The organism is Actinomadura sp. NPDC047616 (genome assembly GCF_040642915.1).
Lineage (GTDB): Bacteria > Actinomycetota > Actinomycetes > Streptosporangiales > Streptosporangiaceae > Spirillospora > Spirillospora miaoliensis.
On sequence record NZ_JBEYTB010000021.1, the window covers coordinates 98,359 to 120,682 of the forward strand.

The 22,324-nt window shown below is 73.2% G+C and carries 18 protein-coding genes and 1 pseudogene; 9 read left to right on the forward strand and 10 right to left on the reverse strand.

The genetic code is table 11. The annotated features are described in order from the left end of the window. Nucleotides 1-148: 148 nt before the first annotated feature. Nucleotides 149-1,222: a hypothetical protein gene (locus ABZ801_RS36625; protein ID WP_360707227.1), complete on the forward strand. Its 1,074-nt coding sequence runs from the start codon at nucleotides 149-151 to the stop codon at nucleotides 1,220-1,222. Nucleotides 1,223-1,520: 298 nt separating this feature from the next. Here ABZ801_RS36625 and ABZ801_RS36630 read toward each other — a convergent pair. Both ABZ801_RS36630 and ABZ801_RS36635 read right to left on the reverse strand, forming a co-directional pair. Next, nucleotides 1,521-1,886, reverse strand: a pseudogene (locus ABZ801_RS36630) (oxygenase MpaB family protein); the annotation flags it as partial. Between the two features lie 39 nt (nucleotides 1,887-1,925). Further along, nucleotides 1,926-2,747: an oxygenase MpaB family protein gene (locus ABZ801_RS36635; RefSeq protein ID WP_360707230.1), complete on the reverse strand. Its 822-nt coding sequence runs from the start codon at nucleotides 2,745-2,747 to the stop codon at nucleotides 1,926-1,928. A 75-nt stretch (nucleotides 2,748-2,822) separates the two neighbouring features. Between ABZ801_RS36635 and ABZ801_RS36640 the strand changes: the two genes are divergently transcribed. Further along, nucleotides 2,823-3,458, forward strand: a complete 636-nt coding sequence (locus ABZ801_RS36640) for a TetR/AcrR family transcriptional regulator (protein WP_360707233.1) — start codon at nucleotides 2,823-2,825, stop codon at nucleotides 3,456-3,458. Here the strand turns inward: ABZ801_RS36640 and ABZ801_RS36645 are convergent. Continuing rightward, nucleotides 3,415-4,656: a TetR/AcrR family transcriptional regulator gene (locus ABZ801_RS36645; protein WP_360707236.1), complete on the reverse strand. Its 1,242-nt coding sequence runs from the start codon at nucleotides 4,654-4,656 to the stop codon at nucleotides 3,415-3,417. The two genes, ABZ801_RS36640 and ABZ801_RS36645, sit on opposite strands and share 44 nt — an antisense overlap. Nucleotides 4,657-4,831: 175 nt before the next feature. Between ABZ801_RS36645 and ABZ801_RS36650 the strand changes: the two genes are divergently transcribed. Continuing rightward, on the forward strand, nucleotides 4,832-6,625 hold the full coding sequence (locus ABZ801_RS36650; protein ID WP_360707239.1) for an AMP-dependent synthetase/ligase: 1,794 nt from the start codon (nucleotides 4,832-4,834) through the stop codon (nucleotides 6,623-6,625). Then, nucleotides 6,622-7,761: an acyl-CoA dehydrogenase family protein gene (locus tag ABZ801_RS36655; RefSeq protein WP_360707242.1), complete on the forward strand. Its 1,140-nt coding sequence runs from the start codon at nucleotides 6,622-6,624 to the stop codon at nucleotides 7,759-7,761. The genes ABZ801_RS36650 and ABZ801_RS36655 overlap by 4 nt, the downstream gene beginning before the upstream one ends. A 39-nt stretch (nucleotides 7,762-7,800) precedes the next feature. Here ABZ801_RS36655 and ABZ801_RS36660 read toward each other — a convergent pair whose 3' ends face one another. After that, nucleotides 7,801-8,052, reverse strand: a complete 252-nt coding sequence (locus ABZ801_RS36660) for a DUF1876 domain-containing protein (RefSeq protein ID WP_344943108.1) — start codon at nucleotides 8,050-8,052, stop codon at nucleotides 7,801-7,803. A gap of 260 nt (nucleotides 8,053-8,312) precedes the next feature. Here ABZ801_RS36660 and ABZ801_RS36665 point away from each other — a divergent pair, with 260 nt between their 5' ends. Continuing rightward, nucleotides 8,313-9,176 carry a universal stress protein gene (locus ABZ801_RS36665; RefSeq protein WP_360707244.1) on the forward strand — a complete coding sequence of 288 codons (864 nt, stop codon included), beginning with the start codon at nucleotides 8,313-8,315 and terminating at the stop codon, nucleotides 9,174-9,176. Nucleotides 9,177-9,267: 91 nt separating this feature from the next. Here the strand turns inward: ABZ801_RS36665 and ABZ801_RS36670 are convergent, their stop codons facing one another. The 3 genes from ABZ801_RS36670 to ABZ801_RS36680 form a co-directional block, all read right to left on the reverse strand. Next, on the reverse strand, nucleotides 9,268-9,705 hold the full coding sequence (locus ABZ801_RS36670) for a PaaI family thioesterase (protein WP_360707300.1): 438 nt from the start codon (nucleotides 9,703-9,705) through the stop codon (nucleotides 9,268-9,270). Between the two features lie 118 nt (nucleotides 9,706-9,823). After that, nucleotides 9,824-10,621: an alpha/beta fold hydrolase gene (locus ABZ801_RS36675; RefSeq protein ID WP_360707247.1), complete on the reverse strand. Its 798-nt coding sequence runs from the start codon at nucleotides 10,619-10,621 to the stop codon at nucleotides 9,824-9,826. After that, a complete protein-coding gene (locus ABZ801_RS36680; RefSeq protein WP_360707250.1) occupies nucleotides 10,621-11,607 on the reverse strand; it encodes a LysR family transcriptional regulator in 987 nt (328 codons plus the stop codon). The genes ABZ801_RS36675 and ABZ801_RS36680 overlap by 1 nt, the downstream gene beginning before the upstream one ends. A 120-nt stretch (nucleotides 11,608-11,727) precedes the next feature. Here ABZ801_RS36680 and ABZ801_RS36685 point away from each other — a divergent pair, with 120 nt between their 5' ends. The 4 genes from ABZ801_RS36685 (at nucleotide 11,728) to ABZ801_RS36700 (ending at nucleotide 17,064) form a co-directional block, all read left to right on the forward strand. Continuing rightward, nucleotides 11,728-12,912 (forward strand): CaiB/BaiF CoA-transferase family protein, encoded by a 1,185-nt coding sequence (locus ABZ801_RS36685; protein WP_360707252.1) that lies wholly within the window; start codon nucleotides 11,728-11,730, stop codon nucleotides 12,910-12,912. Nucleotides 12,913-12,982: 70 nt separating this feature from the next. Continuing rightward, the gene (locus ABZ801_RS36690) at nucleotides 12,983-14,149 is read left to right on the forward strand and encodes an acyl-CoA dehydrogenase family protein (protein ID WP_360707255.1); all 1,167 of its coding nucleotides are present in this window, start codon (nucleotides 12,983-12,985) and stop codon (nucleotides 14,147-14,149) included. Nucleotides 14,150-14,192: 43 nt separating this feature from the next. After that, nucleotides 14,193-15,320: a dioxygenase gene (locus tag ABZ801_RS36695; protein ID WP_360707258.1), complete on the forward strand. Its 1,128-nt coding sequence runs from the start codon at nucleotides 14,193-14,195 to the stop codon at nucleotides 15,318-15,320. Nucleotides 15,321-16,035: 715 nt separating this feature from the next. Beyond that, on the forward strand, nucleotides 16,036-17,064 hold the full coding sequence (locus tag ABZ801_RS36700) for a ParB N-terminal domain-containing protein (protein WP_360707261.1): 1,029 nt from the start codon (nucleotides 16,036-16,038) through the stop codon (nucleotides 17,062-17,064). Between the two features lie 100 nt (nucleotides 17,065-17,164). Here ABZ801_RS36700 and ABZ801_RS36705 read toward each other — a convergent pair whose 3' ends face one another. From ABZ801_RS36705 to ABZ801_RS36715, 3 genes are read right to left on the reverse strand one after another with little or no spacing between them, the layout of a single operon-like run. Next, nucleotides 17,165-17,974, reverse strand: coding sequence for an ABC transporter permease (locus ABZ801_RS36705; RefSeq protein WP_360707264.1), 810 nt, complete (start codon nucleotides 17,972-17,974; stop codon nucleotides 17,165-17,167). Beyond that, nucleotides 17,974-18,891: an ATP-binding cassette domain-containing protein gene (locus tag ABZ801_RS36710; RefSeq protein WP_360707266.1), complete on the reverse strand. Its 918-nt coding sequence runs from the start codon at nucleotides 18,889-18,891 to the stop codon at nucleotides 17,974-17,976. The genes ABZ801_RS36705 and ABZ801_RS36710 overlap by 1 nt, the downstream gene beginning before the upstream one ends. After that, nucleotides 18,888-21,881, reverse strand: coding sequence for an AAA family ATPase (locus tag ABZ801_RS36715; protein ID WP_360707268.1), 2,994 nt, complete (start codon nucleotides 21,879-21,881; stop codon nucleotides 18,888-18,890). The genes ABZ801_RS36710 and ABZ801_RS36715 overlap by 4 nt, the downstream gene beginning before the upstream one ends. Nucleotides 21,882-22,324: the final 443 nt, after the last annotated feature.

Consider the following 22,324-nt stretch of genomic DNA (forward strand, 5'->3'; position numbering starts at 1 on the left):
CTAAGCACCATTCGGAACGTCGGTCTGCGTCGCAGGACACAGTGAAATCCCCGGCCCGGTCTCATACGGTCCCCCGATGCGTCAAGGGTAGGACGCGGGCACGTGTGAAGACGATGGCGGACGCCGAGATGATCAAAGAAAGCTTGCCGTGAGCGTCGCGGCGCGTGCACAGTGGGGGTATCACCGCGCCAAGGAGTCTGAAGTGATGCGCGACGGCGTTGATGAAGTCGGCGAAGCCCGGAAAGAATGGATCCCCTCCGGGCATTGCACGATCTTCGCATGCGACATCGTCGGATTCGGGAAGCGGCCCGACGGTGTTCAGCGCAGGCTGCGCGAGGTCATGTACGAGGCGCTGTCGCGCTGCTTCGGCGCGTCCGGCCTGCCGTACGACGACTGCTACCGGGAGGACCGGGGGGACGGCGCGATCATCATCCTGCCGCCGGCGTCCGACCCGGCGCGCCTCGTCCACCCCCTGCCCGATCACCTGCGGGCCGAGCTGCGCAGACACAACGAGGTGTCGGTGGAACAGGCGCAGATGCGGCTGCGCGTCGCCCTGCACGCCGGCCCCCTGACGATGGACGACAACGGCATGGTCGGCGTCACGGTGAACCACGCCGCGCGGCTGCTCGACGCCCCGTCGTTCAAGGCGGCATTCACCGAAAGCGCCGCCGACCTGGGAATTCTGGCGTCGGACGAATTCTACCGAGAAGTGATCAAGGAAGGGCTCGGCGCGATCGACCCGACCGAGTTCCGGCGGATCGAGATCCGGCTGAAGGAGACCGACGCCGACGGCTGGCTGTGCATTCGCGAACCGGTGGGCGAACGATCCTCCGAGAGCGGCTCTCCACTGGCCCCGACGGCGCGGGACACCGAGCCGTCGAAAACGGTGCCCGGGCCGCGGGCGGCGCCCGCGGAACCCGAATTGGACCGCCCGGCGCTGCCTCCCATCTTCGAAATCGTGGACCGGCTGCTGGAAATCCCGCTGCTGGCCTCGCCCGACGGCAGGGAGCAGATCGTCGGATCGCTGCGCCAGGAAATCGCCATACGCATCGCGCGCCGCCCGCAGCCGAATCTGGACGTCCACTCCATCGTGCGGACCTGCCTGGAGTTCCCGAACGGCCTGGAGGAGTTCCTGGCCGTCGTCCGCTCCCTCGTCGGGGACACGGCCCAGATGAGGCGGCTGGAGCAGACCGTGGCCGCGCTCGTCCGGTCGTCGGACTGAGCGCCCCCGGCTCAGACGGCACTCGCCGTCCCGAGGGAACGTCAGGCGCTCTGCGGCTCGGACTACCACGCCGCCATCGCGGCGCGCTTTGCATGCGCTGAGCCAAACGGCCACCGCGCACCGGCAACTGCCCTGGTCACATGCCGGAGCGTCGGCTCCGGACCCCTCGCCTCCGAGGCCGCAAGGCCGACGCGACCGCGACCGTGCGCACCGTCTATCTCGGTGACATCGAGGGCTCGACGGCACGGGCGATCGTGGTCATGGACTCGGGCGCCTTGTTGGCGGATCGCCGATAACTTCAGAGCGGGCGGTCGGCCAGGGCCTGGTCGAGACGCTGCCGCGCCCGGGCGGCCTGCCGCGCCCGGTACGCGATCGGCATGTAGCGCAGGCGTTCGGGAAGCCGCGCGGTGGTGACGGCGATGGTCCGGCAGACGGCGCGCAGGCGCCGGTCGTCGGCGCGGCTCCACGACAGCCCGAGCTTGTCGCGCGCCGCCGGGGGCAGCGTGCCGACGGTGATGAAGCGGACGAGCCGCCCGGCGGCGAGGCCGGCGGGCGCCGCGAGCGGCCGCAGCAGGGCCGGCGTCCCCGGCGGCACCCGGTCCAGCATGTCCAGCACGTCGTGCGCCACCCGGTGCGGGACGAGGGTGTTCTCCACCATGTCGTCGAAGTAGACCCAACTCCTCGTCGATCCTCGTCGATGTCGTCAGACCAGTGGACGGCCGGTGCGCATGCGCCGCCGCACGTCCCACAGCAGCAGGTCGAACGGGAACCGCCGCAGCACCGGGGGCTGGATGCGCACGAAGGCGCGCAGCGCGGTGACGAGCCGGTCGAACCGCCGCTGGTCCCGGTCGCTCCAGGGCAGCCTCATCTGCTCGCGGAACTCCGGCGGCAGGAATCCCGTGGTGACGAACCGGTTGGCCGGTCCGAACAGCAGGCTGACCGGACCGGGCAGGAACCGCAGGTCGGCCAGGTCGCCGAGGTAGCGGCGCACCGGCTCGTCGATGGCGATCTTCTTCAGTTCCCGCTGCCAGTACTCCTCGAAGGCGGCGCGGTCGGGGGGCCAGTCCTCCGGCCGCACCTGCAGGGTGGTGCCGAGGGTCGCGGCCGACCGGTAGAGCCGTTCCCGTTCGCCGGGGTCGATGGGGCCGATGAACGAGCGATAGGTGTCCTCCAGCCCCCGGTACAGGCAGGCCGCGACCCACAGCTGCAGCTCGCGGTCGAAGGCGTTGTAGGGCACCGGGCTGGCAGGGCCCGAGCGGACCTGCGCGTGCGCCTTGTTCACCGCCTTGCGGAAGGCGGCCTTCTCCTGCGGGGTGCCCATGATGGCGACGGCGAGGTAGCTGAACGTCGTCCGGGCCCGCTTGATCGGGTGGCGGTGCAGCTGCCCGCTCTCCACGGGGCTCTCGATCACTCCGTACCCGACCCCGGGCCGGGCCAGCTGCATGATCACGTTGGCGCCGCCGGCCAGCAGGGCCGCGCCGACGATCGCCTTCCGGTCGAACGGGACCGGTTCGGTGGGGGGCATGGCGCCTCCGGTGATCTGATAACGTTCGTTTTCAGATAGTGAAGGGCTCTCCGGCGGGTCTGTCAAGATGGCCGCATGGGTGCTTCTGAGATGCGGGTCTACGGAGGGGTGACCGGCGCCGACCGCAAGGCCGAACGCCGGGCGCAGCTCGTCGAGGCCGGGCTGGACCTGCTCGGCGGCACCGAGGGAGACCAGCTCACCGTGCGCCGCGTGTGCGGGCGGGCGGGGCTGACCCCCCGCTACTTCTACGAGAGCTTCGCCGACCGCGACGAGCTGGTGGCGGCCGTCCACGAGCACGTCGTGCAGACCATCGCCACCCGGGCCCTGGCCGCGGTCGAGGCCGCCGGACCGGCCGCCGAGGCGAAGATCCGCGCCGGGCTCGCCGAGCTCGTCCGCGCGGTCGCCGAGGACCGGCGGCACGGGCGGGTGCTGTTCTCGGTCACGCTGACCGACCCGCTGCTGGCCCGGCGCAGGGTGGAGTCCTCGCGGTTCTTCGCGCGCCTGCTCAGCGGGCAGGCGCGCCAGTCCTACGGCGTCCCGGACACCCCGGAGCTGGGACTGGTCGCGCAGTTCATGGTCGGCGGCCTCGCGCAGACCCTGTCCGCCTGGCTGTCGGGCGCGCTGCGGCTGAGCGAGGCCGAGCTCGTGGCCGGGTGCGTGGAGATCTTCACCGCCATCGCCGACCGGAAGGCGCCCCCGCCGTCCGGCTGACCCCGGCCGCGTCGGCCGTGCGGTCCGGCGGCTCCAGCATCGGGCCGAGCAGGGCGGCGGTCCTCGGCTCGGTCGCCGACGGGCCGGCGGAGCGGGCGAGGTCGGTCACGACGTTCAGCGCCGCGTGCACCCGGAACCGGATCGCGGCCGGCTCCTCCCCGGGGCGCAGCTCGGCGACCAGGCCGATCCAGGTGTCGACGTGCCTGCGCTGCGCGGCGCGCAGCCGCCGGAGGTCGGGCGGGGCCAGGTTCTCGCTCTCGGAGACGTAGACCGCGGCCAGGTCCGCCTGGTCGAACGTGAGCCGGACGTAGGTGTCGACCAGCCGGCGCAGCGCCCGCTCCGGCGAGCCCGCGTCGACCAGCGCCTCGGCGACGGCGTCCTCCAGACGGCCGGTGGCGCGGTCGTAGGCGGCGGCCAGCAGCTCGGCCTTGCCCGTGAAGTGCGTGTACACGCTGGAGGCGGTGATCCCGGCGGCGCGGCCGATGTCGGCCATGCTCACCTGGTGGTAGCCGTGCTCGTGGAACAGCCGCACCGCCTCGGCCAGCAGCCGCTCGCGGCGGGGCAGCAGTGCGAACCGGTCCGGGTGCCGGCGCCGCGGCGGCGCCTCGGCGGGCGGCGCGGGCAGGTCGACGGCGATCACGGCGTCGACGCAGTCCAGCAGGGTGCGTTCGGCTTTGGCCCTGGCCAGGCTCGCGCGGTGGGTGGCGGGGCTGGCGATCACGCTCAGCGCCGCGGCCACCAGCAGCGCGGCGTCCCGCCGCGACAGCTCGGGCCGCACGTCGAGCAGCAGTCCGCGCAGCGTGCGCACGGCGCGGTCGAACGGCGCGGCCAGCACCGCCTGCCGCTCGGCGTCGAGATGGCGGCCCTCCCACTGGTAGAGCCGCGCCACGGTGCGCCGCTCCAGGCCGTAACGCACCAGCGCCCGCAGTGCGGCCCGCAGGCGGTCGGCGGGCGCGTCCCCCCGGGCGCCGGACTCGACGCGCTCGGCGAACCGCAGGCCCAGTTCCTGGACGGCCGCGGCGAGCACGTCCTGCTTGGTCGGGAAGTGCCGGTAGATCGCCGGGCCGGTGATGCCGACCTCCCGGGCGATGTCCTCGATGCCGACGTTGTGGTAGCCGCGGGCGCAGAACAGCCGCGCGGCGACGAGGGCGATCGACTCCTTCCGGTCCTTGGGGCGTGGGCGCTGGCGGGGCGGCATGGCGCCGAGTGTAACGCGGCGCTGTGAACCGCGAAACCAGAGATCTTCGCGCGCCCACCCCAATCTCATCTGCGCAAACAACGAAAAAAGTAAGTGCTCATTCGGATCTATTGACAGCCGAATGGCGTTCGGGTTGTGATGGGTGCGCCCGGCCGTCCCGGCGAAGGGAGCGAGGATGATCACTGCAGCCGACGTGCACGCGGCGGTGGGCGCGCAGACGGTGCGGGCGCTGCTGCGGCGCAACGCCGAGGAGTACGGCGACCTGCCGGCCCTGACCGGAGCGGACGGGAGCACCCTGACCTGGCGGCGGCTGCACGACCGGGTGCGGGCCGTGGCGAGCGGGTTGCGGGCGCTGGGACTGCGGCGCGGCGAGCGGATGCTCATCGGCATGTCCAGCCGTCCCGAGCACTGGATCGCCGACTTCGCCGCCGTCCAGCTCGGCGCCATCCCCTGCACCGCCTACGCCACGTTGAGTCCCGAGCAGATCCACCAGATCGCGCTGCACAGCGCCGCCACCGTCGTGGTGCTGGAAGGCCCCGCCGAACTGCGGCGCTGGCGGCAGGCGCTGGCCGCGATGCCGGAGCTGAGGGCGGTGGTGGTCGTCGAGGGCGCGGGCGACGGCCACGTCCCCTTCGCCGAACTCGCGGCGACACCGCCCGCCACGGAACCGCTCGAACCGGTCGGGCTGGACGACCCGGTGACGATGATCTACACCTCCGGCACCACCGGGGACCCCAAGGGCGTCGTCCTCACCCACGGCAACGTGCTCTACCAGTGCGCCCTCCAGGAGCTGATCCAGCCCGTGCCGCCGCATCCGCGGACGATCGCCTACCTGCCGCTGGCCCACGTCGCCGAACGGGTGCTCGGCATGTACCTGCCGGTCTACAGCGCCGGGCACGTCACGATCTGCCCCGATCCCGCCCAGCTCCCGGCGACGCTGACGGCGGTGCGGCCGCACGGGTTCTTCGGCGTGCCCCGGGTGTGGGAGAAGTTCGCCGCCGCCGTCCAGCACGAGCTGTCCCGCCTGGAGGGAGACCTGCGGACGGCGGTCGACCGGGCGCGCGGGCTGGCCGCCGAGGCGTACCGGATCCGGGCCGACGGCACAGCGCTGCCCGGGGAACTCGCCGCCGCGCTGGCCGACGCCGACAAGCTCGTGCTGCGCCCCCTGCGCGAGCGGCTCGGGCTCGCCGAGGCGCTGCGGCTGGGCAGCGGCTCGGCCCCGATCCCGCCCGAGGTGCTGGAGTTCTTCGGCAGCCTCGGCATGACGATCACGGAGGTGTGGGGGCTGTCGGAGACCACCGGAGCCGCCACCACGACCTACCCCGACCGCTACCGCGCCGGCACCGTGGGCCTGCCCGTCCCCGGGATGCAGGTACGGGCCGCCGCCGACGGCGAGATCGAGGTGCGCGGGCCGCTGGTGTTCCCCGGCTACCTGCAGCCGGACGGGCGCGTCGAACCGGCCGTGGACGCCGAGGGCTGGCTGCCGACCGGCGACCTCGGCACCTTCGACGACGACGGCATGCTCCGCATCACCGGCCGCAAGAAGGAGATCATCATCACCTCCAGCGGCAAGAACATCGCCCCCGGCCGCGTCGAGTCGTTGCTGCGCAGGCATCCCCTGATCGGGCATGTCGCGGCGGTCGGCGACCGCCGCCCCTACCTGACGGCGCTGGTGGCGCTGGACGAGGAGGCCGCACCGGTGTGGGCCGCCGCGCACGGGCTGCCCGCCACGGATTTCGCGGAGCTGGCCGCCGACCCGCGGATCCACGAGGAGGTCTCCGCCGCGGTCCGGGAGGCCAACGAAGCGCTGTCCCGCCCCGAACAGATCAAGGCGTTCCACCTGGTCGACCGTCCCTGGACCCCGGACGGCGGAGAACTCACCCCCACCCTGAAGCTCCGGCGGGCGGTCGTCGAGCAGCGCTACGCCGCCGAGATCGACGGGCTCTACGCGAAAGGGCGGTCCTCGTGACCACGCTGACCGACGAGCAGCGCGACTTCGTCGACGCCGTCAACGACTTCTGCCGCCGCGAGGTCGGCGACCGCGACCGGTGGCTCAAGCTCACCGACGGCGGCCGGGAGCCGCACAGCGCGGAACTGTACGAGAAGATGGCCGGCCTCGGCTGGCTCGGGGTCGCGGTGCCGCAGGAGTACGGCGGCGCCGGCCAGGGCATGGTCGACCTGGTGCTGCTGCTGGAGGCCACCGGCTACTGGCAGGCCCCGATCGGCGGCTTCGCCACCTCGGCGATCACCGCGGCGTCCTACCAGAAGTTCGGCACCGAGGAGCAGAAACGCCGGGTGCTCGGCGACTTCCTGCGCGGCCGGGTGCTGGCGATCTCGATGTCCGAGCCGGGCGCCGGATCCGACGTGGCCGCGCTGACCTGTAAGGCCGAACGGCACGGGGACGGCTGGCTCATCAACGGCCAGAAGACCTGGTGCTCCAACGCGCACATCGCCGACCACATCCTGCTGGTCGCCCGCACGTCCACCTCCGGCGGCAGGCACGACGGCCTGACCATGTTCTCCGTCCCCGCCGGAGCCGAGGGCCTGACCGTTCACGGCATCGACACGATGGGCGGACGCGAGGTCAACGACCTGTACTTCACCGACTGCCTCCTCCCGGAGGACGCGGTCGTCGGCGAGGTCGGGCAGGGCTGGCGGCAGCTGACCGCGGGGCTGAACCTGGAGCGCATGATCCTGGCCGCGATGATGCTGGGCACCGCGCGCCGCGCCTTCGACGACACGGTCGCCTACGTGCGCGAACGCCGGCAGTTCGGCCGTCCGGTGGGCTCCTTCCAGGCGCTGCGGCACCGGATCGCCGACCACGCCACGGAGCTGGAGTGCACGCGCCTGCTGGTCCACGACGTCGCCCGGAAGATCGACGCGGATCCGGAGCGGATGCTGCCGCGCGAGGCGTCCATGGCCAAGCTCAAGGCCACCGAGGTCGCCAAGGCGATGGCGCTCGACGGCATGCAGATGATGGGCGGCTACGGCTACGCCACCGAGTACGGCATGGAACGGCTGCTGCGGTCCACCGTCGTGTCCACCGTGTACGGCGGCACCAGCGAGATCCAGCGCGACATCATCGGCAAGACCTTCGGGCTGTGAGACCCGGGCGCCCCGGCCGTCCGCGTACGGGCGTTCCGCTCAACGCTGCCGGGCGACGGCCTCCATGTCCACGTCGGCCATCCGCACGAGCCGGGCGCCCAGGTCGATGAGCGCGCGGCCGACGGCCAGCTCGTCGCCGATCTCGGGGACGTTCCGGTCCCGTGGGTGGCGCCGGGCATGGCCGACCCCCTCCACCTTCGTGGCCGTCGCCGACGTGAGGACGGCCCTGACGCCGGTGTCGTCGCCGTGTTCGTTGATGTAGATGTCCACGGACCACTGCTTGGTCTCCACGGCCCCGCACCTCCTCCTTCGCGCGTGTGTCCTCTCCCCAGCCTGTCGGGCGACGGCGCTCCCGACCGGGTGCGATGGGCATCGGAGACAGGGACGAAGGTCCCGGCTCCCGCAGGCCGGGTCGCCGGTCCCTGCGTCCCGGTGGGAGGTGACCATCGCCGGAGCGGGTAGGGACCTTGGCCCGCGCACCAGCGCGGCCGGGCCGCCTAGCGTCGCCTTGGAGAAGCAGGGCCCCGGCGAACCGCGAAGGAGCCAGTGACATGACAGAGCCCGTCCTCGTCGGCACCGACGGATCCGACAGCGCCCACCGCGCCGTGCAATGGGCGGCGGACGAGGCCGCCGTACGGCACCGGCCGCTGCTGATCGTCCACTCCCTGGACAGCGCCCTGTACGCCGCGCCGCTGTTCGCGGCGCCCCAGGCGGTGGACGCGCTGACCGACGCGGGCCGGCAGATGCTCGCGCAGGCCGAGGAGATCGCCCGCGAGCGGCGGCCCGAGGTGGAGGTGAGCACCCGGCTGCTCACCGGACGCGCCACCGGGGCGCTGTGCGAGCTGTCCGAGGAGGCGTTCGAGCTGGTGCTCGGGCATCGCGGGCTGGGCGGTTTCAGCAGCCTGCTGCTCGGCTCGACCGGGCTGACCATGGCCGGGCACACCGCCGGGCCGGTCGTGATCGTCCGCGGCGCCGACGGCGGCGAGCACGGTGAGATCGTCGCCGGGCTCGCGCTGGACGGGGACGAGACCGAGACGCTCCGTTACGCCTTCGAGGCGGCCGCGGCCCGCGGGTCCCGGGTCCGTGTCGTGAACGCCTGGGAGGTGTCGGCGGCCTACGCGGAGGCGAACCGGGCGCTGGACGACAGGCAGATCGAGGAGAAGATCCGCTGGCGGCTCATCGAGGCCCACGCCCCCTGGCGCAAGACCTACCCGGATGTCGAGGCGACCGAGCAGGTCGTCCGGGAGCACCCGGTGACGGCGCTGTGCGACGCCTCGCGCGAGGCGGATCTGCTCGTCGTGGGACCGCGCCGCCAGGGCGGGCTCGCCGCGCTGGGCCTCGGCTCGGTCAGCCACGGCGTGATCCACCACGCGCACTGCCCCGTCGTCATCGCCCGCGCCCGCACCGACTCCTGACGATCGAACGCTCAGGTCCGCCGCGCTCGGTGCACGGCCCGGCGGGCGGGGGCGCTGCCCCTGGCCAGCAGGAGTTCGGTCGCCGCGGCGCTCACGCGACCTCGCCTCGCGGCGTCGCGGGCCGGGGACGGTCGCGCAGCATCGAGGTCACGCGAGCGGTGCAGACGCGGCGGTCGCGCTCGTCGGTGACGACCACGTCGTAGGTGGCCAGCGTGCGGCCCGCCGAGACCTTGGTGGCGACGGCCGTGACCACGCCCTCGGTGACCGTCCGGTGGTGCGAGACGTTGAGTTCGATGCCCAGGGCCATGCGCTCGGGGCCCGCGTGCACCGCGGCGGCGCAGGAGCCCGCGGATTCGGCCAGCACGCAGGACGCCCCGCCGTGCAGCGTTCCGTAGACCTGCGTGTTGCCCTCGACGGGCATCCGGGCGACGACACGTTCGGCGCTCGCCTCGACGATCTCGATGCCGAGCCGGTCGTCGAGGATGTTGCGTCCCACGCCCAGCATCCGCGCCACCGCCGCCGGATCCATGGCCATCACCGCTCCTTCGTCTCACGGAGTCGCCTTCGTGCGTCCCTGTGGACCAGCGTGCGAGCGGCTGATATCCCAGTCAATCCCTGGATTTCGTTGCCGATATCTAAGCTTTCGCTTAAGTGGTGAGGAAGTCCGCGACCAGGGGGCCGGCTTGGGGGCGGCATTCCTGGAAGTAGGCGTGCCGTGCGCCGGGGAAGATGTGCGTCCGGGCGTTCGGGATGCGCGAGGCGAGCAGGGGGACGTTGGCCGGCGGGGTGAGACGGTCCTGGTCGCCGTGCAGGATCAGGGTGGGCGCGGTGATCCGGGGGAGCGCGTCCCAGGCGTCGTGCCGGTTGCTGGCCTGCAGGTGGCCGCGACGCGCGTGCGGGGGCATGCGAGGGTCGCCGAGCGTGGTGTACGGGCCGGGATGGGCGGCGCGCCAGGCGGGCGTGTACATCAGGTCGAGCAGCGCCTCGCGCGCGGCGGCGGGGTCGGGCTGGGCCAGTGCGCGGCGGACGGCGGCGTCGCGTTCGACGGCGTGGGGGCCGCCGGGGGAGGTGCAGCCGAGCACCAGGCGGCCGACCCGTCGCGGATGGCGGACGGCGATCCACTGCGCGACGCGTCCGCCCATGGACGTGCCGTAGACGTCGGCGCGCTCGATTCCCAGATCGTCCAGGACGGCGATCACGTCGTCGGCGAACACCTGCGTGGAGTAGGGGCCGTCGGGCTTGTCGCTGTCACCGGTGCCGCGATAGTCGAGGGTGATGGTGCTGTGGGTGGCGTGGAAGTCCTCCCGCACGCCGTCCCACCAGTGGTGGTCGTTGGCCTGCCCCGCCAGGAGCACCAGCGGCCGGCCGCCACCGTGGCGCTGGTAGGCCAGCCTGGTGCCGTCCTCGGCGCGGGCGTGGGCGTGAAGCGGCTGGTCGGTGCTCATCATGCGTCCTTGTCGGCGGGTTCGGGGGCGTGCGGCCGGGCGGCGGGCCAGCCGCCCTGGCGGACGGCCGCGTGGACCTGGCGGGTCAGCTCGCGGGCGACGATCTCGACGGCGGGCGGGGTGCGTCCCGTCCTGGGGGTGGCGAGGACGACCGAACGCCACACTTCCGGTTCGCGGAGCGGGGCGGCGCTGAGCGTGCCGTCGGCGACGTCGGCGGCGATCCCCACCCCGGGCAGGACGGTCCAGCCGTAACCGGCGAGGACGAATCTCTTCTGCAGCCGCATGGAGTTGGTCTGCAGGGCCACGTCCATCGTGATCTTCGCGCGTGCGGCGGCGGCGTCGATCAGGGTGCGCAGCGCGTGTCCGGTGGCGGGCATGACCAGCGGATGCGCGGCGGCGTCCGCGAACGGGACGGGCTCGTCGGGTCGCAGGCCCGCCGAGGGCGGCGCCACCGCCCACAGCCTCTCGCGGACCAGCGGCTGGGCGTTCAGCGACGCGGTGCTGTCCAGGTTGTAGAGCAGGGTGAGGTCCAGGTCCCCGTCGTCGAGCCATTGCTGCAGGTGGCCGGAGTAGGCGGTGAACACGCGCAGCTCGATCCCCGGCCGGTCGCGGGCCAGGGCCGCCACCAGCGGCTCGGCGAGCAGGTCGGCCGCGCTCTCCAGCAGGCCGACGGTCACGATGCCGGTGACCGTGCCGGGGGACGGCCGGATCTCCGCGCGGGCGCGTTCCAGCTCGCCCAGGGCGCGGCGCGCGCGGTCGATCATGATGGCGCCGGCCGGCGTGGGCCGCATGCCCTGCCGGGTCCGCTCGAACAGGGGCACGCCGAGTTCCTGCTCCAGGGTGCGGATCTGCCGGGTGACGGCGGGCTGGACGAGGTGGAGCAGCTCGGCGGCCCGCGTCACGCTGCCCACCTCCGCGACCGTGACCAGCGCCCTGAGCTGCTTGAGGTCCACCGCGTCCCCCATCCGCGTCCGGCATGGTGTCATCACGTATTGCTATTGCACACTGTGATCCATGAATTGCCATGATGGTACTGCGGTCTGGACGGCGTCGCGCCCGGCCGGCCGCGCCGCCCGTCTCCGGCCAGGCTTCCGGGAGGTCGCCGCATGACCGAGCCGCCGCTCTCCGGCGTCACCGTCGTCACCGTCGAGCAGGCGGTGGCGGCCCCCTTCGCCACCCGCCAGCTCGCCGACCTGGGCGCCCGGGTCATCAAGGTCGAACGCCCGGGCGGCGGCGACTTCGCCCGCCGCTACGACACCACCGTGCACGGCCAGTCCAGCTACTTCGTGTGGCTGAACCGGTCGAAGGAGTCGCTCACCCTGGACCTGAAGTCGCCGCGCGGCCGGGAGGTCCTGGAACGGCTGCTCGCCAAGGCCGACGTTTTCGTCCAGAACCTGGCGCCCGGCGCGGCGGCCAGGCTCGGCCTGGACGCCGGTTCCCTGGGCGAGCGCCACGGTTCGCTGATCCGCTGTTCGGTGTCCGGCTACGGGTCCACCGGGCCGTGGGCCGACCGCAAGGCCTACGACCTGCTCGTCCAGTGCCAGACCGGGCTGGTGTCGCTGACCGGCACCGGCGAGGAGACCGCCCGTGTCGGCGTGTCCGTCGCCGACATCGCCGCCGGGATGTACGCCTACTCGGGCATCCTCACCGCCCTGTACGTGCGCGCGACCACGGGTGTGGCCCGCGCCGTCGAGGTCTCCCTGTTCGAGGCGCTGGCCGAATGGATGAGCCAGCCCGCCTACTACACCCGCTACGGCGGAACCCAGCCACCGCGTATCGGCACCCAGCACGCCACCATCGCCCCCTACGGCGCCTACACCGCGGCCGACGGCAAGCAGGTGCTGCTGTCCATACAGAACGAACGCGAGTGGGCCGCGCTGTGCGAGCGGTTCCTGGAACGCCCGGACCTGGTGGACGACCCCCGATTCGCCACCGGCCCCGCCCGCGTGGCGCATCGCCACGAACTCAACGCCATCGTCGCCGAGCGCTTCCGGCGATCCGGCGCCCGAGAAGCGATGAAGCTGCTGGACGACGCGGGCATCGCCAACGCCGGGGTCAACGACGTCGCGGAGTTCCTCGACCATCCCGTGCTCCGCGAACGTGGCCGCTGGCAGGACGTGCCCACCCCCGGCGGCATGGTCTCGGCGCTCGTGCCGCCCGTCGACATCGCCGGCACCGCCCCCCGCATGGACGCCGTCCCGGCCCCCGGCGAGCACACCGAGCGGATCCTGGCCGAACTCGGCTACGGCACCGACGACATCGACGCCCTCAGAGGCGGCGACGTCATCTGACCCGCCCCGCACCCAGCAGCGCCCCCGCACCCAGCAGCGCCCCCGCACCCAGTAGAAGGAGCGTCACACCATGAGCACCCTGGACGTCCTGGCCGAGGACGAGCGTTTCGTCGTCAGCACGGTGCGCGAGTTCGTCGACAAGGAGGTCAGGCCCGTCGTCCGGGACCTGGAACACGCGAACGCCTACCCCGAGGCCCTGATCGAGAAGATGAAGGAGCTGGGCATCTTCGGGCTGGCCATCCCCGAGGAGTACGGCGGCACGCCCGTGTCCACCCCGTGTTACGTGCTCACCACCGAGGAGCTGGCGCGCGGCTGGATGAGCCTGGCCGGGGCGATGGGCGGCCACACCGTGGTGTCCAAGCTCCTGCTGCACTTCGGCACGGACGAACAGAAGCGCCGTTACCTGCCGCGGATGGCCACCGGCGAACTGCGGGCGACCATGGCGCTGACCGAGCCGGGAGGCGGGTCGGACCTTCAGGCCATGCGCACCGTCGCCCGCCGCGACGCCGACGGCTACCTGGTCAACGGCTCCAAGACATGGATCACCAACGCCCGCCGGTCGGGGCTGATCGCGCTGCTGTGCAAGACCGACCCGGACGCCCGGCCCGCGCACAAGGGCATCTCGATCCTGCTGGTCGAACCGGGCCCCGGCCTGACCGTCTCCCGCGACCTGCCCAAGCTCGGCTACAAGGGCGTCGAGAGCTGCGAGCTGGTCTTCACCGACCACCGGGCGCCCGCCGGCGCCCTGCTGGGCGGCACCGAGGGCGCCGGGTTCGCCCAGATGATGAAGGGCCTGGAGACCGGGCGCCTGCAGGTCGCGGGCCGCGCGCTCGGCGTCGGCCGGGCGGCGCTGGAGGACGCGCTCGCCTACGCCCAGGAACGCGAGACGTTCGGCAGGCCCATCTGGCAGCACCAGTCGATCGGCAACCACCTGGCCGACATGGCGACGTCCCTGATGGCGGCCCGCCAGCTCACCCTGTACGCCGCCCGGGAGGCCGACGCGGGACGCCGCGTCGACATGGAGGCGGGCATGGCCAAGCTGTTCGCCTCCGAGACCGCCATGCAGATCGCGCTCAACGCGATCCGCGTCCACGGCGGCTACGGCTACTCCACCGAGTTCGACGTCGAACGCTACTTCCGCGACGCCCCGCTGATGATCGTCGGCGAGGGCACCAACGAGATCCAGCGCAACGTGATCGTCCGCCAGCTCGTCTCGCGCGGCGGCCTGGACGCCTGACCGGCGTCCCCGCCGGCGGCGGCGCCGGGTCTACGGTCGGAACATGACTTCCCGACCCGACGCGCCACCGCCCGCCGACTTCACCGAGGACACGGTGACCGACGCGGTCGTCGCGAGTTTCGGCCGGACGCCGGACGCCAGGCTGCGGCACTGCCTGACCGTGCTCACCCGGCACCTGCACGCAGCCGTCCGCGAACTGGAACCGACCCTCGCCGAATGGCAGAAGGCGATCGAGTTCCTGACCGCGACGGGACAGAAATGCGACCCCGTCCGCCAGGAATTCGTGCTGCTGTCCGACGTGCTCGGCGTCTCCGCGCTCGTGGAGAGCATCAACCACCGCACCGGATCGGGCGCGACCGAGGCCACCGTCCTCGGCCCATTCCACCTGACCGAGTCGCCGCGCCGACGCCCGGGCGAGGCGATCAGCGAGGTCGGCGAGGGCGAGACGTGCCTGGTGACCGGTTCGGGCCGCGGCACCGACGGCCGGCCGCTGGCCGGCGCCACGGTCGACGTGTGGCAGGCCGACGCGCACGGCTTCTACGACGTCCAGCAACCCGGCGTGCAGGAACCCGGCAACGGGCGCGGACTGTTCACCACGGACGACTCGGGCCGGTTCTGGTTCACCACCGTCGTCCCCGCCCATTACCCGATCCCCACGGACGGCCCGGTCGGCGAGCTTCTCGCCGCCACCGCCCGGCATTCCTACCGGCCCGCGCACATCCATTTCATCGCCGAGGCGGACGGCCACGTCCCCGTCACCACGCACATTTTCGTGGCCGGCAGCCCCTTTCTCGACAGCGACGCGGTGTTCGCCGTGAAACGCAGCGCCGAAGGCATGCGCGGCGATCGCGCAGGCCCTCCGGGAGAGCGACCCCGTGACGGCCCTGTGGACCTGGACGCGCAACCTCGGAGCGCCGTCCTCACTGGGAGAACTCGGGCTGACCGAGGACGCCATAGCCCCGACGGTCGACCTGGCCACCCGCGACGCCTATCCCAACCCCGTCCCCCTGGACCCCGGCCGCCTGCGCGCTCTGCTGGAAGCGGCCGTCCACGGCGCCCCTCCCCAGCTCCCCTGACGCGGCCGGGTCTCCCCGGTGGACGGGGACGGGACAGGGGGCTCTCGTGGTGGCGGGCTCTCGGGTGGCTTCGCCGCCAGTCACCCTTGCTGTGATCAGGCACAATGCACTGTCCGTCATCGGCACTCCGGGGCCGGTGCTTCCCGCCTGCCGGGAGTTGTCACCGCTCTGACCAGCGAGAACGCGGCCGTCCGGCGCGGGGGCCGGACGGCGGCGGTGGGGATGCCGGGCGGTGCCCCTACCGGCCGTACGCGCATGGACCTTCTTTGGTGGGACTTCTGGGCGGCTTCGGCGGGCCACCGGCGCGGTGCTGGGCGTCCGCCGCGGCAGACGTGGGATGTCTTCGGGCACGTCAGTCCATCGGGAAACTTCCGTCACACCGGTTGCTAGGGGAGCGGCGTAGGGGTCGGTCAGGGGTACCCCTGACCGACCCCCGCTGTTAGCGTCTACAACGTTTTGATAGAAATTCCCTGGTCGGGGTTCTATTACCTTCTCGGGGGGCTTGAAGAAGGAAAAGAAAGGCGCGAAGAAAAATTCGTCAGACCATGCGGCCAAGGTGCCGGCCCGGAACGCCCGCCACAGCGGCCCGCCATCGTTTCGGGCGGTGAACCGCGCACTCGGGTGCGCGGATTCCTTTCGTGTTACGAGTACGGTTCGCCGAAACGGCCTGTACAGGCTCCCCCGTCGCCGGCGTGCCGGAGTTCTCCGACAACCCATCGCGCGCCGCCGGCGCCGGGCGCATTCCCGGAACCGGTGCGCGCAGCCCATCCCCGCTGCACACAGGTGAGAACGATTCGTAGGGGAGTCATAGTGGAGGGGCAACGGAACATCGACCGGGAACCGGTCGTCCACGTGGAGATCAGCAGGCTGTCCAGCGCCGACTCGCCGCGGACGTCCGGGGAGGACGCCGAGCACGTGGAGGCGCTGGCCGCGGCGCAGGCCGAGCTGCCGCCCATCATCGTGCACCGCGCGACGATGCGGGTCATCGACGGGCTGCACCGGCTCAAGGCGGCCAGGCTCCGCGGCGAGGACCGGATCCGGGTCAGGTTCTTCGACGGGGACGAGGCCGACGCCTTCGTGATGGCGGTCAGGTCGAACATCTCGCACGGCCTGCCGCTGTCGCTGGCCGACCGCAAGCGCGCGGCAGAACGGATCATCAACTCGCATCCGCAGTGGTCGGACCGGATGGTCGCGTCCGTCACCGGCATCGCCCCGGGAACGGTCGCGGAGATACGCAGGCGGACGGCGGGGGCGGTGCCGCCGCAGACGGTCCGGATCGGCCAGGACGGCCGGGCCCGTCCGATCAACGGCAGCGAGGGGCGCAGGCTGGCGTCGGAACTGATCGCCAAGAATCCCGAGCTGTCCCTGCGGCAGATCGCGCGGGCCGCGGGGATCTCCCCGGAAACGGCGCGCGACGTCCGGAACCGGATGCGGCGGGGCGAGGACCCGCTGCCGCGGCGCCGGACCAACACGGTGAGCCTGGCCAGCCGGCGCGCGAGCCACGGCCACGGCAGCGGTCACGGCAGCGGTCACGGCAGCGGGCACGGCAGCGGGCACGGTCACGGCGACGGCCGGCGGATCGCCCGGGCGGCGCCCCGGGACCGCGCGGCGGTCGTGGAGAGGCTCAAGGCGGATCCGGCGCTGCGGTTCAGTGAGACCGGCCGCAACCTGCTGATGCTGCTCAGCATGCACACCCTCAAGGCCGCCGAGTGGGAGGAGATCATCAACAACGTCCCCTCGCACTGCAGCGGCATCGTCGCCCAGCTGGCCCGCGACTGCTCGGAGATGTGGTCGGAGTTCGCGATGAAGGTGGAGCACCAGATCGCCAACATCGTCTAGCGGCCCGGGCGGTGGCCTCCTCAGGCTCCTCGCGGGGAGGCCACCGGTTCGCCGTGCCGCGCGGCTCGTCAGCACTCCCGCCCATCAGTCCCCCCGCCCATCAGTACTCCCGGCGGTGGAAGACGACCGCTGCGGCGGCCAGGGTGACGGCCACGGCCGCGGCGAGCAGGCCCAGACCGGTCCACGGCGGCAGCGCGGGCCGCACCGCCATGATCTGGGCGCCCGCCGAGACGGGCCAGTACGTGCGGGTGAACTGCTCCAGCGGGCCGGGGAACAGTGGGCACAGCGCGGGGACGACGAGCGTCGCGACGACGAGGACCACGAGGGCCGCCGCGGTCGTCCGGACCAGCACCCCCACCGCGACCCCCGCCAGCCCCATCAGGGCGAGGAAGAGCCCCGCGCCCGTCACGGTCTGGAGCATGCCGACCCCCGACAGGGCCCCGTCGCCCGCGTCCACGCGCCGGCCGAGGAAGAGGGCGACGGCGCTCGCGCCCCCGCCCACCAGCAGCGCGACCAGCGAGCACACCGCGGCCTTGGCGGCCAGCAGGCGGCCCCGGCGCGGCGCGGCGGCCAGGCTGGTGCCGATCATGCCGGTGGCGTACTCGGAGGTGACGGCGAGCACGCCGAGCAGCCCGAACGCGACCTGGGCCAGGTGGTAGCCCTGCAGGCTGGGCCGGACCGCCTCGAACGCCGCGCACTCCGCGGCCATCGACCCCCGGCAGGGGGACCGCCCGGCCAGGAGACCGAAAACCGCACAGAGGATCATCAGCACGGCGGCGGCGATCATCGCGTCGCGGGCCGAGCGCAGCGTGCGGATCTTCGTCCACTCCGACCAGAGCGCGTTGCGGAAGGTCACCGACGGGTACCGCGCCTTGGGGCCGGTGCCGGGGTGCACGCGGGTGGCGCACATCAGGCGGCCCTGCCCGCCGCGAGGTCACCGTTCGCGCTGTCCTGGACCAGCTCCAGCAGCACGTCCTCCAGGGAGGGGCGCTGGGGGGTGAGCTCGTGCAGGCGGACACCGTACGCCGTGGCCAGGCCGTGGATGTCGGCGCCGTCCATGCCGGACACCACGAGCGTGCGGCCGGTGCCCTGGCGGACGCGGGCGCCCGCCGCGGTCAGCCGGTCGGTGAAGAACCGGTGGTCGTCGCAGCGGATCAGCGCCCGCTGCCGGGCACCGCGCCGGGACAGCTCCTCGGCGCTGCTGTCGGCGACCAGACGGCCCCGGTCGAGGACGACGAACTGGTCGGCGATCCGCGCCATCTCGCCCATCAGGTGGCCGGTGACCAGCACGGTGCGCCCCTGGTCGGCCAGGCGCCGCAGCAGGCTGCGCAGCCAGGCGACGCCCGCCGCGTCCAGCCCGCCGATCACGTCGTCGTAGATCAGCACCTCGGGGTCGCCCAGCAGGGTCGCGGCGATGCCGAGCCGCCGGCGCATCCCGGCCGACAGCACGCGGATGTGCCGCCCGGCCATCTGCTCCAGGCCGACCAGCCGGAGCGCCTCGTCCACCCGCCACCGCGGCAGGCCGTTGCTGCGGGCCAGGCACAGCAGGTGGTCGCCTGCCCGGCGGCCGTCGTGCGCCGCCCGCGGGTCCAGCAGGGCGCCCACCTGCCGCATCGGGCTCGGCAGATCGGCGTAGCGGCGGCCGGCCGTGGTCGCGGTCCCGCTGGTCGGCGCGGTGAGCCCGAGGATCATGCGCAGCGTGGTCGTCTTGCCGGCGCCGTTGGGGCCGATCAGCCCGGTGATCCGGGCGGGCCGGACCGTGACGGTGAGGTCGTCGACCGCCCGGACCGCGCCGTACCGCTTGGTCAGGCGGCGCAGCTCGATCATGTCCCTCCCCTTGAGGTGATCTGGTCGTCGCGACACCGCGTCCCCGTCGCGGCCGCCCCGGACGACTCGGAAGACCCCGCCGCCGGTCCCGCCGGCCCGGACGACCCCGCCGACCCGGGCGGTCCCGGAGATCCCGGGGGGCCCGGCGGGCCGGCCCGCAGCCGCCGCACGAGGTCGGCACGGCGGGTGACCCCGAGCTTGCGGTAGATCCGCGTGAGGTGCTGCTCCACGGTGCTGATCGTGACCAGCAGCGCGTCGGCGATCTGCCGGTTGGTCCGGCCCTGGACGACCAGCGCGGCGACCCGCCGTTCGGCCTCGGTGAGCGCGGCGGCCGGATCGGCCGGCGCCGGGATCCCGTCCCGCGCCGGCGTCCTGGGCGGAAGCGCCCCGCTGCGCGCGGACACGCGGTGGGCGCTCTGCGCCGTCGCCAGCGCCTCGCCGCGCTCGCCGAGCGCGTGCTGGGCCCGGCTCAGGTCGCCGAGCGCGAGCGCCAGCTCGTACCGGTCGCCGCACTGCTCCAGGACGCCCACCGCCTCGGCGAGCAGCTCGCCGCGGCGCCGCGGGTCGGCGGCGGCCAGCGCGCGGACCCGCAGCGAGACGCCCAGCGTCCGGCCGGTCCGGTGCCGCACCATGGCCAGCTGCTCGTCGACCAGCTCCGCGGCCCGGCTGGTCTCGCCGAGCTCCAGCAGCGCCTGCGCCGCGTCCGTGCGCCACGAGACCAGGCCCGGAACGTCGGCCCGCCACCTGCGCATGCGCTCGCCGCAGGCCTGGAAGTCCGCCAGGGCGGTCTGCGGATGCCCGGTCGCCAGATGGAACCGGCCGCGGGCCTGCAGGTAGTGCAGGCCGCAGAGGGTGTCGAACATGGCGTCGGGCACCGCGATGCCGAGGTGGGTGGCGGCGTCCTCGTAGCGTCCCATCGCCGTCGTCGCGTACACCGACGCGGAGATGGGCATGCCGATCGCCACCCCCCAGCTCGCCGGGGAGATCCGCGCGAGCGCGGCCCGCGCGTGGTCCTCGGCGGCGGCGATGTCCCCCTGCCGCACGGAGATCACCGCGCGTGCGGCCGCCAGCGTCGCGTGCCACAGCGGTTCGTGCCGGGCCGCCGCCTCGTCCAGGAGCGGATCGCACCAGCGCGCCGCCGTGTGCGGGTGGTCGTCGTAGACGAGTGCCGCCAGCACCGCCAGCACCGCCCCGGGGGACGTCTCGGTGAGCCGGGTGCCCTGCATGAACTGCTCGGCGATGCCGGGAACGTCGAAGACCGCCCGGCCGGTCAGCACCTCCCGCAGCGCGGCCGCGGCCCGCAGCCGCCGGCCCTCCATGCCCGAGACGACGTGCCGCCCCGGGGCGGCGGGCCGGGCGGCGACCGCGCCCCCCGGCGCTCCGGGATATCCGGGATAGACGCACGACATCAGCAGCCGCGTGGCCGTCAGGCACCCGGCGGACGCGTCCACCGGCGCCTCCGCCCGGCCGCTGAGCGGGTCGAGGACCTCGACGGCCTCGCCCGGCCGCCCGTGCCACAGCAGGTAGCCGGGCAGCCTGATGGCGTGCCGCCCGTCCAGCCGGCCCCGTCGCACCGCGTCGACGAGCCCGGGCAGCAGACGCTCCACGGACCCCGGGTCGACGCGCCATTCGACGCGGGCCATCGCCATGGTGATCTCCGCCCGCCGCCGGTCGTCGGTGCAGATCTCGTGGGCCAGCCGGAGGCAGACCAGGGCGGTGTGCGCGGCGCCGTCGGCGCGGGCCTGCTCGGCCGCCTCCAGCAGTACCGGCACCTTCCAGGACTCCTCGGCGGCCGGGCACAGGTTCCCCTGGGCGGGGCCGATTGCGCCGGGGGGCGCCTGGGCGGCGGACCGGTAGGCGGTTTCGGTGGCGGCGATGAGGTGCTCGGCGACCGTCCGGGGCGCCGCGCCGCGGTCGTGCAGCAGCCTGGCGGCCCGGCCGTGCAGCGCCGCGCGCTCCTCGGCGGCCATGCCCTCGAGCACGGCCGCAGGGACGGCGGGGTGCCGGAACCGGCCGGCGTCGAGCAGCCCGGCCGTGTCCATCGTGTCGATCACGTCGGAGACGAACTCGGCGTCCAGATCCAGCAGCCCGCCCACCAGGTCGGGCGAGCACGGCTCGCGCAGGATCGCCAGGGCGCGGGCGACGCGGTGCATCTCCGGGCCGCCGCGGTGCAGGCAGTGCAGCACGGCCTGGGGGAACGCGTCGCCCACGGCGAGTTCGGCCGCGTCACGCACCGGACCGTTCTGCGGCGGGACGCGCTCGTCCTGCAGCAGGGCCTGCAAGAGGATCGGGTTGCCCCCGGTCACCGCGTCGCAGACCGGTGCGAACTCGTGCGCCTGGCGAGGGTCGAGCCTGGTCCTGAGCAACTGGATCTGGCCGCGGCGCGACAGCGGTTTGAGACGCAGCCGCCAGTAGTGCGGCTGGCTCTGCAGGTCGGCGTGGAACCACGCGTGCTCGCGGCGGGGACCGGTGCGCTCGTTGAGCACCATCACGATCCGGGCCGACTTGAGCCGGTACGCCACGTACGACAGGAAGCTGAGGGACGCGGCGTCGGCGTGGTGCACGTCGTCGACACCGATCACCAGGGGGGTGCGCGCCGCCATGCCGAGCAGGACCCTGCACAGCTCCTGCAGGACCGGCCAGGTCGTCTGGGCGGTGGTCTCGGGCCGGAACTCTCCCCCGGCGAAGGCGGCGGTGCCGATCTGCTCGTCCAGCAGCCGCCTGGCGTCCTCGCTCCCGGGGGGAAGCGTCACCCCGCGGAACAGTTGCCGGACCACGCCCAGCGGGAACCGCTGCTCGGCGTGCGACGCCGTCGCGCCGAGGAAGACCGCGCCCGACGCGGTGGCGTGCTCGGCGAGGGAGTGCAGGAGAGCGCTCTTGCCGGACGCCACCGCGCCGCCGACGACCACCACCTTCCCGTGGCCGTCCAGCGACTCGGCGAACAGGCTCCGCAGTGTCGTCAATTCCAGTTCTCGCTCGATCAGATTCATGTGCGCGCCCCGAGGAAGTGGAATCAACCTGCTAGTCGGCGGTCGGGTGGACGGTTCCGTTCTCGCGGCCGGTCTGCGACATTCGATGTCCTCCTGGTGCCCGGTCGTCTCGGAAGGGAGACGACGTGAGCCAACCACTGGCGACGTCACAAGGACGTAACGTGACGTTCGTCTCAGGGGCGGCGCCCGGTGCGGCCGCGGGTCACCCGGGTGCCGCCGGGAGAGTTCTCACTGATCGGCCGCCGGTTTCGTGACGTCGGGGGATCGCGGCCACGGCCGTTTCACCAGGCGGACAGGCCGGTGGCAGGGTCCGGACAGTGCAATTTCCATGGGCGCGGGCGAAGCCGCAGGTCACCCCTGTGTTAACTACACTCCGGATGTGAATGGTAGCTGATGGTGATTTGATCCGTCGACGCTCTGGTGCGAACGTCATGAAGGACCGG